Origin of the sequence: Prevotella sp. ICM33 (genome assembly GCF_000517825.1) — a bacterium.
In the GTDB taxonomy this organism is placed as follows: domain Bacteria; phylum Bacteroidota; class Bacteroidia; order Bacteroidales; family Bacteroidaceae; genus Prevotella; species Prevotella melaninogenica.
On the sequence record NZ_JACD01000007.1, the window covers coordinates 115,550 to 136,176 of the forward strand.

The following is a 20,627-nucleotide window of genomic DNA, read 5'->3' on the forward strand; positions in this document are numbered from 1 at the left end:
CATGAAAATAAATTCTTCCTTTCATGAAAATAATTCTATGCAAAACTTCCTTTAGATAACTAAAAGATAGGAACTACACATATAAAGACCACTAAATCAACTGTATATAAGCACATATCACCACTTATCAATTCTAAATAAACTGCGAATTCTGTATTTATTGTTTGATAAAACGAACGATATCTTCCAAGACTTCTGGCGAGATCGTTTCTTCGATCATCCTATACTCCGAAACATTTCCGGTCTTACAGTGTTGGAAAAGATGGTTAAGCGATGGATACTCTTTGATAACGTTTTTGGGATTATTCTTTAGATGAGCCTTAATTCCTGTAAGATTCAGCGATGAGATTACTTGAATATCACGATTACCATTAATAGCCATAACAGGACAAAACGTCTTTGAAATATCCCCAGATGGATCATAATCAATAAAGAAATTCAGCCAAGGAGACTTCTTTAAAGAAGCATTCATACGGTATTGCTGTGTAGTGAGTCGCATTGATTGCCCTGCAAGTTCAAGCATTATATTCGTTTGAGCTGTCAAAGCTGTATCTCCTTTCACGCCAACACCAGCCATACTAATAACGAAATCTACTTTCCCTTTCGCTCCCAACATGAAAGCTATAGAGCCTCCTTCACTATGTCCGAGTACGCCAACCTTACCAAAAAGCTTTGACGTACGCAGAAATTCAACGCCACTCATTGCATCTCGCATAAAATCAAGCGTCGTTGCATGTTCCACATCTCCGCCTGTTGATTTACCAAAACCACGATCATCATAACGCAAAGTGGCTACACCATTCCGTGCCAGATAGTCTGCTATAACAAGGAAAGGCTTATGATCGAAGACTTCTTCATCTCTGTTCTCCTGCCCACTCCCAGTAACCATCAACACAACAGGGGTCTGTCCTTTCTTATAACCAATAGGGTATGAGAGTGTCCCAACAAGTGTTGCCTTATCTGTCACATTATTAAACGTCACTTCTTCTGTCTTATATGGATAGGGAGCTACAGGGTTCTGCGGACGATTTAGTTTCTCCTCTCCTCGTTTCAAGGTTAATGGAAAGGGTTGCCCCTGGGTAAAAGTACCGACTATCTCGTCCCCTTTCAATTTTCCTTGATAGCTGAGAGCCAAACTTGCGAGGCTTATACTGATAGAATCAGACGAGCAGTAATCTGTTTCTACCGCTATCCCCTTTGCCCCTTGATCAGGACTATCGAGCGTACATTCAACCTTTCCTTGTGCATCACAATTCACATGTAACACAATAGTCAACAATTGTGGACCAAGATTCAACTTACCCATCCACACTCCTTCCATAGGTTTCTGTGCAAAAGCTCCAACCCACGAAAACAACAAACATAAGAGCAGAATCTTCTTTTTCATATTCATCAAATTTATAGTACAAACTGTTTTAGGCAAAACAAGTACTTTAAAAAACTTTTTCAAGTCTCGTTCTCACATCCATCCTCCACTTGCCTTGGCACTGAATAACAAGCAAGTAAGGTTCCCACAGGGCAAAGATAAAGAAAAAAGACATATAAGTCAATCCCTCTAAAAGAAAATATTTCATATATAAAGAGAATTATCTATCAAAAAGCAGTTCATTAACATGACAAGTAACCCATAAATAAACACACAAAATGACTATATAAGAATAAGGCTTATAAGTTCCACTTGAACTCATAAGCCTTATTCCTTTTATTAAAAAGTTCCCTTTATTTCGCCTTTGACTTCTGCTTTTTATCAACAGCTACATTGCTTGCTGGTTCGAGCTTAACCAAAGGCTGACCAACAACAGGCTGCAAGAGTTTCTTATACTCTGCTGGATTCTTCAAGATTTCCACAGCCTTTTTCCACTGCTTATCAAACTGCAGACTATTCTCCAAGGAGCCTTTCTGGTAATAATAAGCAGAAACGAGGTCGCTCGTCAACACCTTTTTCAGGGTTTGCTTGTTATAATCAAGGTCTTTAGCAAGATTATGATTCAACTTCTTCTCTAAGGCATCAAACTCACCTTTCGCATCATCATAATAGCCTTCGAACTTAGCCAACTTCACAAGATTCTCCAAGTATTTCTTACTCTCACGGTCATACTTGAAACCACTCTTCAACACTGCTTGCTTGAAGTCTTCAAAGTCAGCATCTGAAATAACAAATGTCTTTGCAGGACCAATAGTAGGATGCTTCTTCAAATACTGCAACTCCCAATTCCACATTACCTCTGTTGAATCGCGTCCAGAAGAAGCAAGATAGAAAGCTATGTTTGGTAGAGAGTCTGGACGCACCTCAACATCTGGCTTGATACCACCACCATCACGCACCTCACGTCCGTTTGCCGTGTGGAACACATGTGTTAGCGAGTCTGGTACATGCTCAGTATATCCGCCATTTGCATGCTTATAGTTGATTGCTTGTATACAGCGTCCGCTTGGGATATAATACTTACTCGATGTGAGTTTTAAGTTTCCATTATAAGGAAGATCCATTGACACCTGTACAAGTCCCTTACCATAGGTTCGTGTACCGAGAACTACCGCACGATCAAGGTCTTGCAGACTACCACTGGTAATCTCACTGGCACTCGCAGTCTCATCATTCACCAACACAACAATCGGCATAACGGTGTCAATAGGTTCAACTGTCGTCTTATACTCTTTGTTTGCACGTTCCATCTTACCCACCGTCTTCACCAGTGTAATCCCTTTCGGTACAAACATATTTACGATGTTAACCGCCTCTTGCAAACTACCACCACCATTGTTACGGAGGTCGAAGACAAGTGAGGTCATACCCTGTTTCTTCATATCAAGGAAGGCACGACGTACATCCTTAGCACATCCCGTTGTGAAAGAGTTAAGATTCAGATATCCCACTCCACCATCCTGCACACCATAATAAGGTACGGCAGGGAGCTGAATAGAACGACGAGTAATCTTAAACTTCATCTTCTTATTCACTGACGGGCGCTGAATAGTCAGGATAAAGGTTGTACCAGCATCGCCACGTAGATGATTGCTGACGTATGCAACATCCTTACCCACCATTGACGAATCGCCAATAGCAAGGATGACATCACCCTTCTTCAAACCAACTTCCGCAGCAGGCATATTCTCGTATGGCTCATCAATCACCGTATTCTTCAATAAGAAATTATAACGAATCAATGCACCGACACCTGCATACTTACCCGAAATCATCAAGTCGAGGTCTTTCACCTTCTCCTCTGGGTAATAAATTGTATAAGGGTCGAGCGAACGGAGCATGTAATTGATACCCGTCCCGATTACCTCGTCGGCATTAAGGCTATCAACATACATCAAGTCAAGATACTTGTAAATAGCCGAAAAAGTCTCAAGATTCTTTGCGACATTGAAGTTATGCTCCTTCTCCGCAGTGCTTTGTGCCATAACAGACCCACTGAAAGTTAGCAACCAGAGTCCGAAAGCCAAAAACAATTTTCTCATTATATATTATATCTGTTTGTTGTTTAATGTTCTTATAACGGGACAAAAGTACATTATTATAATGGAAAACACGCCTTAATAACAACGAAAATAAAGAAAATTACGATTTTCTTAAAATTTTCTTCAAAAACATTTGGCAGTTTCAAAGAAACATACTACCTTTGCAACCGCTTACAAGAAATAAGCAATACAAACTGCTTCAGTAGCTCAGTTGGTTAGAGCACCTGACTGTTAATCAGGGGGTCGTTGGTTCAAGCCCATCCTGGAGCGCATCAAAAGGAATTACGAAAGTAATTCCTTTTTTGTTTTTATACCTTTCAAGAGACTTTACTGTTAGTTCTGTAGCAAGATGTGAGAAAAAGATTAATTAGCCTAATTGGGCATATTAGGCTTAATATAATAACAGAAAGTATAGGAAGACAGAAAAGAAAAAGGGTGTATGCTCTCCTTTTTAAGAAGACTCATACACCCACTATTATATGTAAGTCTGAAAAGTTGCTCTTACTTTGAGCGCCAGAGACCATGGAGGTTGCAGTACTCACGTGCGTAAACCTCTGTAGCATCAGTCTTAAACTCAGCTACTGGACGGTCTGTTGGCTCGAGATACTTACGGAGTACCTCGTTGTTGTTAGTTACCAACTCAATCCAAAGGATAGAGTGAGCCTCTGTCATTGGGTGCTCAACCTCACCAACAGTTACGCGGTAACCACCTTCAATCTTCTCAACAACTGGTACGTGCTTCTCGGTAGCAGCATCAGTAGTATTCTCAACTACATGCTCCATACCAGCAACACCACACTCACCGCCTACTAATACTTCAACGATCTGACCACTCTCTGAACACTTATATAATTCGTTTCGCTTTGACATAATAAATTATTTCTTAATGTTTTATGTCTGCAAAGATATATCTATTTTCCGAAAGAAACAAACTTTCCTCTTGTAAACATTACAAAATTTACATACTTTAAGACTTTATTCACTACAATGACTACCTTGTATTTACACAATATCTTACCTTATTAGCTATCAAAACTTTATCAACTCTACCCTATCCCACCATCTTTTACCATCGAAAAGATGCCCAACACCAATGGTGTTAACGCCTAACACCAATGGTGCGAACCATAAGCACACGATGTGTGGAGGGCTAAATACCACACAACACGTCGTATAAATAAGCGTAACATGACGTTAGAAAGGGGTATAAAAACAAAAAGTAAGTCTCCTTAATGTGATAAGAAGACTTACTTTCTCGAAGTTTATACACCGCTAAATATAGGATATTACATAGAAAAATGTATGCTTTTTTCTTTTTATCTGATAGCTGGACTTACTTTACAACTATCTTTTTGCCTGCATGGATATAAACGCCACGCTGTGAAGGCTTACCTATGAGTCGCTGACCAGAGAGTGTGTAATAATACTTATCGCCCCTGCTCTGTTTAGTATCAACCTCAACTCCTTCAATACCAGAAACTTCATTCGTCACGTTATTGACTACATACTTACCATTCTCCTTTGTTGATGAGATAACAAAGTAAGACGTTTTCTTCACGCGTTCGATGTCTAAACTTTGATTATCACTGGCATTTGATGCGCTACCAATACTAAACACAAAGTTCACATAGTCATCAGCTTTTGTGAGCGTATAGTCTTTATAGAACCAAGTCTTACCATTCAGGATTGTCTTTGAAGTAACCTTATCACCGGGCCATGCCGTTGCTGTGTGCGTACCACCCCATGAATGATAATTCACGTATGTCTTCCAATTCACCTGATCAGTATTCACATAGACACGAATCGTCTCTGGTGTGAAGGGAACAGGAGCCGTAACCTGATAGCTGCGAGTGATAACCTTTCCCACTACACCATCTGCCAACAATGCCACCTTCAAGGTTGTTTCGCCCTCAGGGAGAGTTATCTCCGTTCCAGAAGCCACCTGCGCACTACTTGCCATTGGCTCTGTACCATCCGTTGTATAAACAAGTTTAGCTCCCGCATTGGCAGACACCGCAGTTAGTTTAACCTTTAAGTTCTCTACTTCATACTGACCACTCGCCTTATCAACCCAAGGCATCTCTGCATCATTAGTCAAATAATAAGCGTAGTGATAACCACTCAACAACTTTGTATAACGTGAAGTAGGAACTATTAGTTGGTTAGCATTGTTACCCACAACCACCAAGAGTTTTCCATTCGTACCTGTAACAACATTGGCATAATAATCCTTTGAAGTACGATAGACCAGATAACAGCTCGTATTCGTTACCCCAGCTAATTTACGAGCATCAATCATTGCCTTTATTTCCTTTGGATAAGCAAGATAATGAGTATAGAAAACGCAAGGTGTTCCAGGCATTGCCAAGAGATAAGCATTGGCTGCTAACGTATCCTTACGGATAGGGTCTGGAGTGTAACCGCTCGTCGTCCCTCTGTCTTGAACATCATGATTTTCAACAAAGGTTACGGCATATTGCTTATAAGCACCATTATCTATATTAAGCCCTGTAGGTCTTGTATCATTAAGAACACGCCAATCATTCTGATTAATAGCATCACGAACAGCATAGCGGAAAGCAAAGTCGAAGGCAGCACTACGTTTTCCTGTGGCATCAATCCACGCCTTTACAGTATTCGCATTGCCGTCCCAATACTCACCTACCGAGTACTTTACGTTTGCTGCTGTATTATAATTACCAACATGAGAAGCGCCAAATCCCTTCACCATATCATATCGGAAACCAGCATAACCAAGGTCATTGAGCAAGTAATCTTCGTATGCTTTGACAATCTTCTGAACGTTCGTACTCTTATGATCAAGGTCGCGCATACCGCCCCAACCTTCTCCTTCGTCATTGTTCTGACTAAGTTGAGTGCCCGTTTTTCTTGCTTCTGTAGCAGCCGCTCCACCGTCATCATCAGCACAAACATCCGTAGAAAGGTTTTGATAAGTTACTCCCTTATAAACTTCTGCAGGGAAACCAAACCATCCATTATTCGTTCCATGATGATTGATAACCACATCGGCAATCGTACCAATCTGCTTGTTCTTAAAGGTAGTAATCATACTCCTCAACTCTGCCTCAGTACCGAACGATGAGTTCTGATTGAAGTAATAGAGCGGATCATAACCCATCGACTTCGTTGCAGCAGCCTTGCCACTCTGCGGAACCCATACAAGATCGAAATAACCAGAGAAGTCATTAGCTTTCTTCTCCAGCACAGTCCACTGCGAATCGTCGAACGAATCCCAATAAAATCCTTGTAGCATTACGCCACCATAATCAGCAGGCCACCCCTGTGACATGGCACAAAGGGAAAATACTAAGGCATATAAAAACACGAGTTTACGTTTCATATAGATTTCATTTTTAGTTGTTTACAGTCTATGTGTACAAAGATAATGATTTACCAAACACAATATTCGCAAACAACTGTGTATCTAAGTATTTTAAAATGCAATCGTTTGCACTTTTATGAACAGAAAACTAAGCCCCAAGTACTCAATAGTTTCCTCTTCAAAAGCCATAAAAAAGAAAGAGTGTGTCGAACAATCCTTCGACACACTCTTATCGTTTTACCTAAATTCAAGTCATTAAGGAACAAGTTCCATTGTACAGTGTGACTTCGTATCACACAAGAGATAGAGTTTGATATTATACTTACCAGCTGCAACATTGATGTTACCACCCTTGAAAGTAATATCAGTCAATGAGCCACCCCAGTCTAATACCCAATCATTGTTAGCACGGAACTTCATCTCACCTGCAGTCAGTGTGATGCCCTTTATCTCCCAACACTTCTCTGTAGCATTGTAGGTCATTGCCTGATCGCTGTTCCATCCGTTTGGAGTTGCAGAACCAATAATACCAACGCGATTGATAGCAGTATAGGTAAGTGCCTGTGATGTGAGGTCAATATCCACCTTATAGAAGCCTGCTGGCTCAGTCAACACGATATTACTACCCTTCTCTACGAGACCAGTACCATAGTCAGTACCGTTCCAGTCCTGCTGAGTTGCAAACTTAAAGCCATTCTGATTGAGATACATAAAGCCTGTGTACTTACCATCAGCAGCTGCGCTATAAAGCGGATTGCTGAATGACCAGCCGTTAGCATCACCTGACATATAAAGATACTGAGTGAAGGCTGGTGCAACACAAGTTACGTTTGCAGTCACACTCTGTGAAAGGCTGAAGCCCTCACCACGGAGCAACTTTACTTTATCAGTCACTGTAATAGGCACCTGATGTAGGTTGCCATTCTTACCATAGAGGCTCTCTACGGCAGAAACAAGTTCTGTACTCTTCACCTTACCCTCTTTACTTGCGTTAAGGGTTGCGGTCTTACTATTATAAGAAAGTACAGCCGTCAAGGTCTGAGAAACGACAGAATCCGTTGAGACAACCTTTGGAACAAACAGCTGAACAGAGTCTGCTGTTGCAGTATTGAAGTCGATGGCAGCTGCTTGGTTTACAGTAAACGTAACCGTACTGGCTGTCTCTGCGCTGTTACTCTGTGGTGCAGTCCATGCTTCATATTCATCGCTACCGCAAGAAGCAAGTAGCAATGCGGCACTTGCCATGATTAATAATTTCTTCATTTCGATTCTTCTTGTTATGTGATAAGGGTGTGTCATACTAATTGTGCCTGCTGACACACCCTCTATTATCATCTTTAATAAATTACTGCTTTACGAAAGAATACTGACCAGTGATGTCGTTGAAGTAAACAGTGTAAGTACCCTTACCATTGCGAACATTCTTACCGCCCTTCGTTGCAACACCATATGGGAATGCTTCAGAACCCCAGTTTACGTCCCAAGTACCGTTAGCAGCGAACTTACAGCCCTCACCATCAGCACCAGTAGACTTCTCATTGAAGGTCACAGTAGCCTTCCAATCATGATTCTCTACAACAGTTGTCTGTGCAGTCATTGGTGTTCCTGCAGCATTCCAGCTGTCATGCTTACCAGGAAGACCCATAGAGTTGTAAACAGTAGGTGTAGCACCAGTGTACTCTGCGATTGTCAGTTTCACATTCTTAGTATCAAAAGTAATGGTATAGTAACCAGCTGTTGGAACCTTGATATCAGAAGAACCGCCATCATTATAAAGGAACTCGCCATAGCTTGTGCCCTGACCAACCTGACCAGCATCCCAATTCTCTGGGTTCTTCTTCAGTTTGAAGCCTGCTGTTGACAGATAACCAGTCCAAGAAATTACGCCCTTACCTGTCTTCTTATCATACTCCTGACCTTCCATTGGCAACAATGGAACCACCTGACTATTACCCCAAGAGCCATCACCGAAGTTACCACCGATGAGATACCAAGTCTCAACAGGAGCGTCAGAAAGCTCAACATAATAAGGAGCAACACTCATCTTTACAGGGTTAGAGTAGATTGTATCACCATTTACTAATGAGTAAACACGTGCGTAGAGTTCCTGTGTTGCAGGGACAGTAGTCTCCTCATAGCGTTCCATCTTCTGAATAGCCGTTGCAAGATCAGCTGCAGGAACAGAGGTAGAAGCTGTACCTGTTGGCGAACCAACAGCAGCATAGTTACCACGTTCAGCATCCATATCAACAACAGCGTCCACAGACTTTGTCCAAGTGTTGGTAGTTGAGAACTGCATACCATATTCAGCAGCTACAGGGAAACCGTATTCAGGCTGCGACCATGTGAACTTCAGGCTCTCAGCAACTTTTAAATCTATTGTTTGTGCAGCGTAAGCTGGTGTGTTCAGAACAAATGTCTTTGGTGACTGAAGAACTGGATTATTGTCCAAGTCCTTGTCGCAGGCAGAGAACAGTGCCACACCTGCACACAACAGCAACGATGACTTAATTATTGATTTCATATTGATTATTCTTTAATCGTTTACTTTCTATTATTCAATAGTACGTCTTTTCAATGTCTTATGGGTCTCAAGAACATCATTTCTAACCATGATGTGGGTTATATTGAGTCTTGTTGGCGAATTCTTTTCATGAAAAGAAATAATTATTTTCACGAGTGGAAAAATTTATTTTCATGAAGAAAAATATTTATTTTCATGAAAAGAATTTGCCGTAGATGATTACCAAGAAGTTAATTCTCAGCTTTCATCAGACCTTCCAGCCATTGATTACACCTTAATTAATACCCTGGATTCTGAATCAAGTTGGCTTCGTTAGCAACCAAATCACTTGTCGGAATTGGGAAGAGGTTAAGGTGAGAGTCGAAGTTACGACCGCTCTTCACACCACCCTTCCAACTCCAGTTGTAATTAACATTACCACCAAAGTAGCCGAAACGGATAAGTGTTGTACGACGCAAGCCTTCGAAGTAGAACTCACGGCTCCACTCGTCACAAATCTGACGGAGTGAGTAAGCTGTCTGAGTAGTAGCATTAGCACGCGTACGGAGCGCATTGATATAAGCAGTTCCCTGTGCAGTTGTCGTTCCATTGTTCTGACGTGCATCTGCTTCAGCATACATCAAGTAAGCCTCAGCAGCACGCATAAGGAAGAAGTCGGCATCTGGGAAGAGTGAGTTATGACCTGCACTGCCGTCCGTCTTGAAGTTATTAAACTTACAAACAGAGAATCCGTTGGTAAATACCTTTACACCCTTCTCATCGTCACCATTGCTTACATTACGACCTTCACCATCGAAGAGGGCACGATCGTCATCAGCTGCTGCTGGCATAGCGTATGCAGCAACATTAGGAGCATCGTTATTTGGGAAGAATTTCAATACGAGGTCTGGACGCATACGGTTACCAGCCCAACCACCAGTAGTATTATTACCTGCAACGGTAGCACTCTTGATATGCTCGCTGTTATCGTTAGAACCAGCCATAAGGTAGAGGGTTGTACCATATGAAGTAGTCTTCAAACCATCCTGAAGGATAGGGAAGATAGCCTCAACAGAAGCACCATTCTCACCATTATCGCCCATAAAGAGCTGCTGGTAAGCACTCCACTGACCCTTCTTGGTGGTATAGAGCTTATAAGGAGAGTCAATAACCTTCTTTGCATATAACTTAGCATTAGCCCAATCAGCAGTACCTGTATAAACCTCAGCATTCATATAAAGACGAGCCAAGAGCATCCAAGCAGCAGCTTTGTCGACACGACCATAACCAGTAGTGGCTGAAGTCTTAGGACTTGCATCGTTCAAATTAGGCTCAACTTCATTCTTCAATTCATCAATAAGCCACTTATAAAGGTCTGCACGCTGGATGCGAGCTGGCTTAGCAGAAGATATTGCTGTTGTGAAAGGAACATTACCCCATCCGTCCAAGAGATAGTAATAATTCAAAGCACGGATGAAACGAACCTCTGCTGACATCGTTGCGTTGTAGTCACCGAAGTCTGCAAGATACTGATTGCAATAGGTGATACCCGCATAAAGACGATAGTAAAAACCCTTCAACATTGGATGTGAAGCGTCATAACTATCGAAGTTCATGTTAGAAATACCTTCATCACCCCATGCGCAGATAGCCTCATCAGTGGTCAACTCCTGTGAATTGAATAGCTGACGTACGTAACCACTGGTTCCACCATCGATACCATCAACATCGCTGTCACCATTAGCTCCACCGTTACCAGCCATAGCAATATGAGCATAGCACTTATTGAATGCGCTTTCTGGCGACGTATTTTCCTTTGTATTAAGGTTTGGATCAATTGGTTTTACATCCAAATCGCCTGTACAAGAGGTGAACCCTACTGACAGCAAAAGTGCTGCTGTAGAGAATATATATTTGAATTTAGTATTCATTGTCTTTACTCTTTTATAGATTTAGAAATTCAGGTTCAAACCCAAGATGAATGAGATTGGACGTGGATAGAGGTTGTTGTCAATACCATTGAACACCTCTGGGTCGAGACCTTTATACTTAGTAAGGCAGAACACGTTATTCACAGTTCCATAAATACGACCAGTAATACCATTCCATGAACCCTGCTTGAGAAGATTAGCGAAGCTATAACCCAAGGTTACATTATCCAACTTCAAGAAAGAAGCATTCTGTACCCAGTAGTCTGTCTGAGTAGATGTAGTCTCGGTTGACAACCAGTTGTCTGCTACTACATCTGTAGGACGGTTCACGAGGAACTTGCTCTTTACAAATATTTCTGAGTTAGACATATTAGAAGTACTTGCAAAAGCATCATTGTAAACATAGTTACCAAGACTTGCACGGAGTGCGAAACCAAGGTCCCAGTTACGATACTCGAAACGAGAAGCAAAGCCCATCGTTACTGGTGCTGCAGGTGCCTTGTAGTAGTACTTATCAGCATCGGTAATCTTACCATCGCTGTTGCGGTCGACAACTACGCCCTCCAACGGCTTGCCATTCTTATCATATGCCTGCTGGAATACGTGGAAAGAGTTAACTGCATTACCTACATGCTGTGCCTGGATGTTACCACCAGTACCAGCAGAGATACCTCCTGTTGGTACGAAATAGTTTGGATCGCTACCACCATTAAGGTTCGTAATCTTATTATAGTTATAGGTGAAGTTGTAATCCATTGTCCAGTTGAAGTCCTTAGCGTTCACTGCCAACCAGTGGAGACTTGTTTCAACACCCATATTATACATAGAACCAATGTTGCTCATTACCTGATTACGGAAGTTAGCACCTGCTGGTACGGTTGCATTGTTGAGCAAGTCGTTGGTCTTGCGATAGTACCAATCAATGCTACCTGTGAGGCGCTGCTTGAGAATACCCCAATCAAGTCCTACGTTATAAGAGGTAGTAGTCTCCCACTTCAAGTTTGGATCGTATGCCTTTGGACGAGCCAAAGAACCATCACCAGCGATTGGATAGGTAGATTCAGTACCTTTATTCATTTCGTATATAGCAAAGTAATTATAGTCGCCGATACCTTCCTGCTGACCAGTCATACCCCAGCTAAGGCGAAGTTTCAAGTCTGACAACCAGTCAATCTGCTTGAAAAGGTTCTCTTCATTGATACGCCATGCGAAAGCGAATGATGGGAACGTTGCCCAATGCTCCTTAAAACGTGAAGAACCATCATTACGTACGGTTGCCGTTACCATATAACGACCATCCATCAAAGACCAGTTTGCACGACCGAAGAAGGATACAAGATAGTTCTCTGTCGCATAGTAATAAGGTGCATAGTTGCGTTGTTTGCCAGCAAGAGTTGCATCACCGTTTGTTGATGGATAGTAACTCCAATAAGCGTTATTGGTGTTGTGCCAGAAGTGTGCCCACTCATAACCAGCCATGATATCGAAGTGATTCTTTGCTTTATCATTGAAATCGTGGTAGTACTGAGCGTATGCAGAGAGCTGCATGTTACGTTTCAACTGTGATTCCCATCCATAAGAACCATAATAGATAGCCTGTGGAGAGGCTGGATCAACATCTGTTACCTGACGTCCCTTTGCAACATCAACACCTGCAGTAACGTGGAAACGGAGGTCTTCAAAGCCATGAACTTTATAATCAACATCGGCACTACCAAGGAAGTCGCGGCTGATAGCACGGTCGTTCTTTAGGTTAAGAATAGACACAGGGTTCTTTGTTGCCAATGAATAATAGGTCTTTGGCCAACTGCTATCATTGAGCGCTGTACCATCATCAAGCCACTGATAGTAGCCACCGAAGTTATCATAACCAGACGCATAGACTGGCTGTGTTGGGTCAAACTGACGTGCTGCCTTGATAGCCTCACCATCAGCATAGCGATTCTTTGTCCACATTCCCTTAGCATTCAACGTAACCTTCAAGTGGTCATTCAAGAAAGAAGGGCTCAATGTCAACGCTCCAGTGAAACGCTCAAAGTTAGAAGTCTTGATGATACCCTGCTGATTTGTGTAACCTGCACTAACACGATAAGGCAACCAGTTAGCAACTTGACCAGAAACGGCTACGTTATGGTCGTGGCTAAAAGCAGTGCGGAAGATTTCGTTCTGCCAGTTAGTATTAGCCTTACCAAGGCGTGAGTAAGCTGTTGGAACTTGATTACCATTAGCATCGAGGATATAAAGATCTGTACCAAACTTGTTTCCTATGAGGCTACGATACTCATCAGCAGACAACACATCAAGATTCTTTGAATTCTTACTAACGGTAAAGCTACCATTATAAGAAACCTGCAAACCACGACGTCCCTTCTTAGTTGTAATGATGATAACACCATTTGAACCACGAGAACCATAGATTGCAGTAGCAGAAGCATCCTTCAAAACGTTGAAAGACTCAATATCCTGTGGGTTTACAAGTGCCAAAGGATTGCTTACACCCTTAATACCTGTCTGGTCCATAGCCACACCATCAATCACAATCAATGGATTGTTAGATGCGTTCAAAGAAGAACCACCACGAATACGAATGTTAGCACCGCCACCAGGAGTACCACCATCGCTCGTTACACTCACACCGGCAACCTTACCAGCAAGCATATCCTGTGCATTAACAACAAGACCCTTATTCTTGCTATCAGGTTTCAAGGCTGTCACAGAACCCGTAAGGTCACTCTTCTTAACAGCACCGTAACCAATAACAACAACCTCATTCATCTGCTGTGCTTGGTCTTCCTGAAGTGTAATTACCATACCATTGGCTGCAGCTACTTGTTGTTTCTGGAAACCAATGTAAGAGATTGTCAAAGTAGCACCCGGCTGTACGCTGATAGAGAAGTTACCATCAAGGTCGGTCACTGTACCATTACTTGTCCCATTGATAAGGACAGAAGCACCAATGACTGGCTCACCAGTAGCATCCTTCACCTGTCCTGTAATCGTAGACTGCGCAAAGGCACTGACTGAAAGGAATAGACCCAACAATAGAGTCAATATCCTAACAGGAAATTTGCATTTTACCTGCTTCATCTTTGTTATTGTTAAAGTAATTTATAAATTGATTAAAGTAATATTCGTTTAGTTCAATCAAAAGATAGGTTAATACCTTTTTGTAGGCTTTTTCTGCTGCAAAGTTAGTTGAGATTAAGCTACTTTATACTATTTTTGCTTTGAATTTGTATTTTAAGCAATGCAAACGATTGCACAAATAAATAAGAGATAAATAAATTGATATAGGTCAAAGAAGTTATAGAAAATATGTATATTTGCGTAATAAAACAATTAGCAGACTAAAGACAAAGCTAAATCGCATGAGTGACTCAACCAACATAACAATGAAGGATATAGCCCGAGACCTTGGTGTTTCGGTCGCTACTGTTTCTCGTGCGCTCAAAGATAGCCCTCGTATATCTGCAGAAAAACGTGAGGCAATAAAGAAGTATGCACAAGAACATAACTTCTACCCAAACATCCTTGCAGAGAGTCTGCGCAAAAGTAAGGTACAACCGATTAAGATTATCGGCGTAATCATTCCGCAACTTGACCATTTCTACTTCTCATCTATCCTTTCTGGCATCGAAGAAGAGGCTTCTTCACGTGGCTATCGAATTATGGTTGCACAGAGCCGAGAGAACTATGAGGACGAAGTGAAAATCTGTCGAGCATTTTCGGAGAGTAAGGTTTGTGGCATCATCGTTTCTCAAGCGAAGAATACAACCAAATACAACCATTTTCAAACACTCATAGATAAGGGTGTACCTTTGGTTTTCTACGATCGTATCAGTACGGGTGTAAATGCCAGTCGAGTGGTTGTTGATGACTATATGGGGGCCTTTTCCGCCGTCACACATCTTATAAACACAGGTTGCAAGCGTATTGCTTATTATGGTACTTCGCTAACCATGCAAATCGCAAAGAACCGTTATAACGGATATCTTGATGCCTTACTGAAGAATGGTATGCACCCTAACGAGCAACTGATTAAGAATTGCGACAATAGGGCAGACGCTGAGCTTATCACTCCAAGCGTGATGCGACTTCCAGAACCACCAGATGCCTTCTTTGCTGTCAATGATGACACAGCTATCGGTATTCTCTACTCCTGCAAACGCTTAGGTTTCCGTGTGCCAGAAGACGTCTCTATCTGTGGTTTCACTAACGGACAACGTGCCATTGCCTGCGACCCAATGCTGACAACAGTTGAACAAAGAGGAGTCCGCGTGGGTGAAGAGGCTGCGAGTATTCTCATCGATCAAGTGGAAGGAAGACTTCCTAAGAATCGAATTGAGAAACGTGTGGTGAGGACAAGACTGATTATCAGAGGGACAACGAGGTGAGGGAACCTCCCCCAACCCCTCCAAAGGAGGGGAGTGCTGGGGACTTTATTGGGCTAATAAGCCTAATTAGCCCAATTAGCCTAATAGCCCTCTCTTAAAAAAGAAAAGGCTAAACAGGCTTCACACTCCCTCGCAAGAGGGGCTTAGGGAGGAGAATATTGGGCTTATTTGCCTAATCAGCCCAATCAGCCTAATAGTCCTCTCTTCAAAAGAAAACAAACAACACAAGCTTCCCATTCCCTCGTCAGAGGGACTTAAGGAGCACAAAAACTAATATAACAATGAAACAAAAACCTAACTTAAGCTTCTGGCAACTTTGGAATCTCAGCTTTGGATTCTTTGGAGTGCAGATTGCGTACGCGCTGCAGAGTGCCAACATCTCACGCATTTTTGCGACATTAGGTGCTGACCCTCACAATCTTAGTTACTTCTGGATACTCCCTCCATTGATGGGTATTGTCGTACAGCCGATTGTAGGAACACTCTCTGACATGACGTGGACACGCTTCGGACGTCGCATCCCTTACCTCTTCGTAGGTGCAGCCGCTGCCGTCCTCGTGATGTGTCTGCTGCCGAATGCGGGCTCTTTAGGTATGGCTGTCTCAACGGCGATGGTATTTGGACTTGTCTCATTGATGTTCCTCGACACAAGTATCAATATGGCTATGCAACCCTTTAAGATGTTGGTGGGAGACATGGTCAACGAGAAACAGAAGACACTCGCTTACTCTATTCAGAGTTTTCTCTGCAATGCAGGCTCTATCGCAGGCTATGTCTTCCCATTCTTCTTCACTTTCTTAGGTATCTCTAACCAAGCTCCATCGGGTGTTGTTCCAGACTCAGTGGTCTATTCTTTCTATATCGGTGCAGCCATCCTCATCCTTTGTGTTATCTATACCACAGCCAAGGTAAAGGAGATGCCACCAAAGGTTTATGCCGAATACCATTCGGTAGAGAAGAAAGATGATACTTCAAAGTCTAATGTCTTCACCTTATTAAAAATTGCACCACCTACCTTCTGGAAAGTAGGTTTAGTACAGTTCTTCTGCTGGTTTGCCTTTATGTATATGTGGACTTACACCAATGGAACCGTAGCAGCTAACTGTTGGGGTGTAGATATGCTTGCACATGATGCAACAATGACAAAGGGATATCAGGAAGCAGGCAACTGGGTAGGTATTCTCTTTGCCATTCAGGCGATTGGTTCAGTAGCTTGGGCAATGGTTCTTCCACAGTTCAAGAACACCAAACTCGCATACTCCTTCTCACTTATCTTAGGTGCAGCAGGCTTTGTCCTCGCAGCCTTCATCCACAATCAATATGTGATGTTCATCCCATTCATCCTCATCGGATGTGCTTGGGCAGCCATATTGGCAATGCCATTTACCTTGGTGACAAATGCGCTCGAGGGCTATGGCCACTTGGGAACTTATCTCGGATTGTTCAACGGTACCATCTGTATTCCACAAATTATCGCTGCGGCTATTGGCGGAGTACTCCTTCAGATGGTTGGTTCCGTACAAAGTAATATGATGATTGTAGCAGGTGTTTCCCTCTTCCTCGGTGCAATGTCCGTTGGAATTATAAAGGTACGCCGTCCTGCAGAACAAGGGTAACATAACTTTTTTATAATCTCTCTGAATTTAAGGGTGTACTGAAAAGCGTTTCAGTACACCTTTTTCCTTTTCTACAAACACTTTTTACACCTCTTATCGCTCAACTCAATAAACCTTTTCTACCAACAACTTACTACCACTCTACCCTCACCAACAAGTTATTTTCATGAAAAAAAATATTTTTCTTCATGAAAATAAATATTTCTTCTCACGTAAATAAATATTTATCACCATGAAAAGACATGATAAACCACTGAGAAATCAATCTCAATAGAGCATTCTTTCCTATATCAAATAAATAGCTAACATCAGCTAACAAACATCCTCTTATCAGCTTGCTATTCCCAGTTTACAAGTCATATAGTCCTAAACCCAAAATTCGTTTACCGTTTCTAACGACTGTGTTGCAGCCCCGCACCATTGGTGTTGAGCGTGCGCACCATTGGTGCTAAGCACTAACACAAAAGCAAAGTAGCGTTAGAAAGCATCGAAAATAAGGTTTTATTTATACTTATAGAGCGTTAGTTCATTAGCCATGAATTATCACCAATCTATCATTATGCAAACGATTGCATATAAATTGATATAAATCATGTAAAAGGGTATTGCTTTTTCTAATTAATATTATTATCTTTGAGGCAAAATAACTACCCAACTCTATGAACATACAGTTTCACATAGACTACCAGACCTATTACGGACAAGACCTTGTCTTGAATATTATTACAGGTCAACACAAGGGGGCTGTAGAGGCCTCACAGTACAGAATGCGCACATCTGACGGCTACCACTGGGAGGTGGAAGTGAAGAAGGATGCAAAGCCAGGAACGCATATCGATTATTTCTACAGCATTCTCTGTGGTAATAATGAACAGCGAAAAGAATGGGGCGTAATCAATCACCGATTAGATATTGATACAGAACGCAGTCTTAATTATCGTGTTTACGACCATTGGAGTGACATTCCGGACAATGCTTATCTCTATACTTCTGCTATCACCGATTGTGTTGCGGGTAAGAAGTTAGCGAAGGGTAAACTCAATAACTACAACAAAGCTGTCACACTGAAGGTGCGTGCACCACAGTTAGGTGCAACGGATGAACTTTATCTCGTAGGTGCTGAGCCTGCATTAGGTGCTTGGAACGTGAAGAAGGCACTGAAGATGGTACAGCATAATATCAACGAGTGGAGCTATACCTTAGATGCTACAAAACTTGCTGGCGACCAACTTGAAGTGAAATTCTTCATCAAAAGCAATGATAGCAATGAGAATCTTGTTTGGGAATATAGCGACAACCGCACCTTACTATTGCCAACAATGGATGAAGGCGACGTCGTTGTCTATGAGTTGACAGAGGCTTCTTTCCCTCTTCCAGCTGTTCGTGTTGCTGGAACATTGGTACCTGTGTTCTCACTTCGTTCGGAGACAAGTTTCGGTATCGGTGACTTTGGCGATCTAAAAAAGATGGTTGACTGGGTGAGTATGACCAACCAGCGTGCGCTGCAGATACTTCCTATCAACGACACAACTATCACTCACACTTGGACAGACTCTTATCCATATAGCTGTATTTCTATCTTTGCCCTCCACCCACAGTATGCTGACCTTACAGCATTACCTGCACTGAAGGACAAGAAGCAGAGTGAGAAGTTCGAGAAACTACGTAAAGAGCTTAACGCACTGCCACAGATTGACTATGAGCGTGTGAACGATGCAAAGACAGAATATCTCCGTCTGCTCTTTGAACAAGAGGGTGAAAAGGTACTCGAAAGCAGTGCTTTCAAGAAATTCTTTGCTGAGACAGAGAGTTGGCTTGTGCCTTACGCACAGTATTCTTATATGAGAGACAAGTTCGGGACAGCCGATTTCTCTCATTGGCCAGACCATAAACAATGGGATGAGGCCGACCGCAAGGCATTGTCTAACCCTAAGAACAAGGCTTACAAGGAAGTAGCTTTCTTCTATTACGTACAGTTCGTATTGAGTAGTCAGCTGAAAGCGGTACACGAATATGCACAGGCTCATAAGATAATCCTCAAGGGTGACATCCCTATTGGTGTCAACCGCTATGGCTGTGACGTATGGACAGAACCACGTTACTTCAACCTTAACGGGCAGGCGGGTGCTCCACCTGATGACTTCTCAGTGAATGGTCAGAACTGGGGGTTCCCTACTTACAACTGGGACGAGATGATAAAGGATGGTTGTCAGTGGTGGGTAAACCGCTTCCAGAACATGGCACAGTACTTTGATGCTTATCGTATCGACCACGTACTCGGCTTCTTCCGTATCTGGGAGATTCCTATTCATTCAGTACACGGACTGCTCGGTCAGTTCGCTCCATCACTTGGTATGACTCGTGAGGAGATTGAAGGCTACGGTCTACACTGGCAGGAAGAACTCTTCACCGAGCCATTCATTGCTGATTGGGTACTCGACCGCATCTTCCGTGAGCATGCCGACGAGGTAAGACAGAAGTATGTGGAACACGTATGGGGCGACAGATACAAGATGCGTCCAGCGTATGACACACAGCGAAAGGTTGAGAAGGCCTTTGCTGGTAAGAACTCTGATGTTGACATCTGGCTGCGTGACGGACTCTATGCACTGATTAGTAATGTACTTTTCGTTCGTGACCATAAGGATCCAAACCGTTTCCACCCACGTATCTGCGTACAGTTCGACTTCATTTACGAGAGTCTCTACGATAGCGATAAGGCTATATTCAATAAGCTTTACAACGATTACTACTATCGTCGTAACAACCAGTTCTGGTATCAGGAAGCTATGAAGAAACTGCCAAAGTTGGTTAATGCAACTCGTATGCTTGTCTGTGCAGAGGACTTGGGAATGGTTCCTGATTGCGTGGCATGGGTGATGAATGAGCTACGCATCCTCAGTCTTGAGATTCAGAGTATGCCTAAGAACCCGAAGGTGCGCTTTGGCTATCTCAGTGAGAACCCTTACCGCAGCGTTAGCACCATCTCTACTCATGACATGGCTACCCTGCGTCAGTGGTGGGATGAAGACTGGGAACGTGCGCAGGATTACTTCAATAGCATGTTACATCGTGGTGGCCCAGCACCTCATCCACTGCCAGGTTGGTTGGCAAGAGACATCGTTAGCCGTCACCTTACATCGCCAAGTATGCTCTGTATCCTCGGTATTCAGGACTGGATGAGTATTGACGAGGAATTGCGTTTGGCTGACCCTAATGCCGAGCGTATCAATGTTCCGTCTAATCCAAAGCATTACTGGCGTTACCGTATGCACGTCAGCATTGAAGACTTGATGAAGAATGCGTCTTTCAATGAGCAGATAACAGACCTTATCAATCAGGCGGGTCGATAAAAAGAATAGGTGATGATGG

General features: G+C 42.6%; 11 protein-coding genes and 1 tRNA gene. 4 read left to right on the top strand and 8 right to left on the bottom strand.

Annotated elements, in window-relative coordinates; genetic code table 11:
* Positions 1–157: 157 nt before the first annotated feature.
* Complete coding sequence (locus HMPREF1505_RS01825) at positions 158–1,387, bottom strand: S9 family peptidase (RefSeq protein WP_036921959.1); 1,230 nt, start codon at positions 1,385–1,387, stop codon at positions 158–160.
* 332 nt (positions 1,388–1,719) lie between these two features.
* Complete coding sequence (locus HMPREF1505_RS01830) at positions 1,720–3,468, bottom strand: S41 family peptidase (protein ID WP_013264281.1); 1,749 nt, start codon at positions 3,466–3,468, stop codon at positions 1,720–1,722.
* Positions 3,469–3,664: 196 nt separating this feature from the next.
* Between HMPREF1505_RS01830 and HMPREF1505_RS01835 the strand changes: the two genes are divergently transcribed.
* A tRNA-Asn gene (locus tag HMPREF1505_RS01835) sits at positions 3,665–3,738 on the top strand.
* Between the two features lie 231 nt (positions 3,739–3,969).
* On the opposite strand, the gene HMPREF1505_RS01840 is transcribed toward HMPREF1505_RS01835, so the two are convergent.
* The 6 genes from HMPREF1505_RS01840 to HMPREF1505_RS01865 form a co-directional block, all read right to left on the bottom strand.
* Positions 3,970–4,338 carry a desulfoferrodoxin family protein gene (locus HMPREF1505_RS01840; protein ID WP_009010935.1) on the bottom strand — a complete coding sequence of 123 codons (369 nt, stop codon included), beginning with the start codon at positions 4,336–4,338 and terminating at the stop codon, positions 3,970–3,972.
* A 463-nt stretch (positions 4,339–4,801) separates the two neighbouring features.
* Positions 4,802–6,778, bottom strand: coding sequence for an alpha-amylase family glycosyl hydrolase (locus HMPREF1505_RS01845; RefSeq protein WP_081722912.1), 1,977 nt, complete (start codon positions 6,776–6,778; stop codon positions 4,802–4,804).
* Positions 6,779–7,066: 288 nt separating this feature from the next.
* Positions 7,067–8,074, bottom strand: coding sequence for a DUF5115 domain-containing protein (locus HMPREF1505_RS01850; protein ID WP_036921644.1), 1,008 nt, complete (start codon positions 8,072–8,074; stop codon positions 7,067–7,069).
* An 82-nt stretch (positions 8,075–8,156) separates the two neighbouring features.
* Positions 8,157–9,335, bottom strand: a complete 1,179-nt coding sequence (locus tag HMPREF1505_RS01855) for a SusE domain-containing protein (protein ID WP_036921647.1) — start codon at positions 9,333–9,335, stop codon at positions 8,157–8,159.
* A gap of 278 nt (positions 9,336–9,613) precedes the next feature.
* The gene (locus tag HMPREF1505_RS01860) at positions 9,614–11,245 is read right to left on the bottom strand and encodes a RagB/SusD family nutrient uptake outer membrane protein (RefSeq protein ID WP_036921650.1); all 1,632 of its coding nucleotides are present in this window, start codon (positions 11,243–11,245) and stop codon (positions 9,614–9,616) included.
* 21 nt (positions 11,246–11,266) lie between these two features.
* Complete coding sequence (locus HMPREF1505_RS01865) at positions 11,267–14,332, bottom strand: TonB-dependent receptor (protein ID WP_036921652.1); 3,066 nt, start codon at positions 14,330–14,332, stop codon at positions 11,267–11,269.
* Positions 14,333–14,613: 281 nt separating this feature from the next.
* On the opposite strand from HMPREF1505_RS01865, the gene HMPREF1505_RS01870 reads away from it, so the two are divergent.
* The 3 genes from HMPREF1505_RS01870 to HMPREF1505_RS01880 all read left to right on the top strand — a co-directional run bounded on the left by HMPREF1505_RS01870 (position 14,614) and on the right by HMPREF1505_RS01880 (position 20,608).
* Entirely contained in the window at positions 14,614–15,639 is a 1,026-nt protein-coding gene (locus tag HMPREF1505_RS01870) for a LacI family DNA-binding transcriptional regulator (protein ID WP_036921655.1), read from the top strand.
* Between the two features lie 281 nt (positions 15,640–15,920).
* On the top strand, positions 15,921–17,255 hold the full coding sequence (locus HMPREF1505_RS01875) for an SLC45 family MFS transporter (RefSeq protein WP_036921658.1): 1,335 nt from the start codon (positions 15,921–15,923) through the stop codon (positions 17,253–17,255).
* Between the two features lie 659 nt (positions 17,256–17,914).
* Entirely contained in the window at positions 17,915–20,608 is a 2,694-nt protein-coding gene (locus HMPREF1505_RS01880) for a 4-alpha-glucanotransferase (RefSeq protein ID WP_036921660.1), read from the top strand.
* Positions 20,609–20,627: the final 19 nt, after the last annotated feature.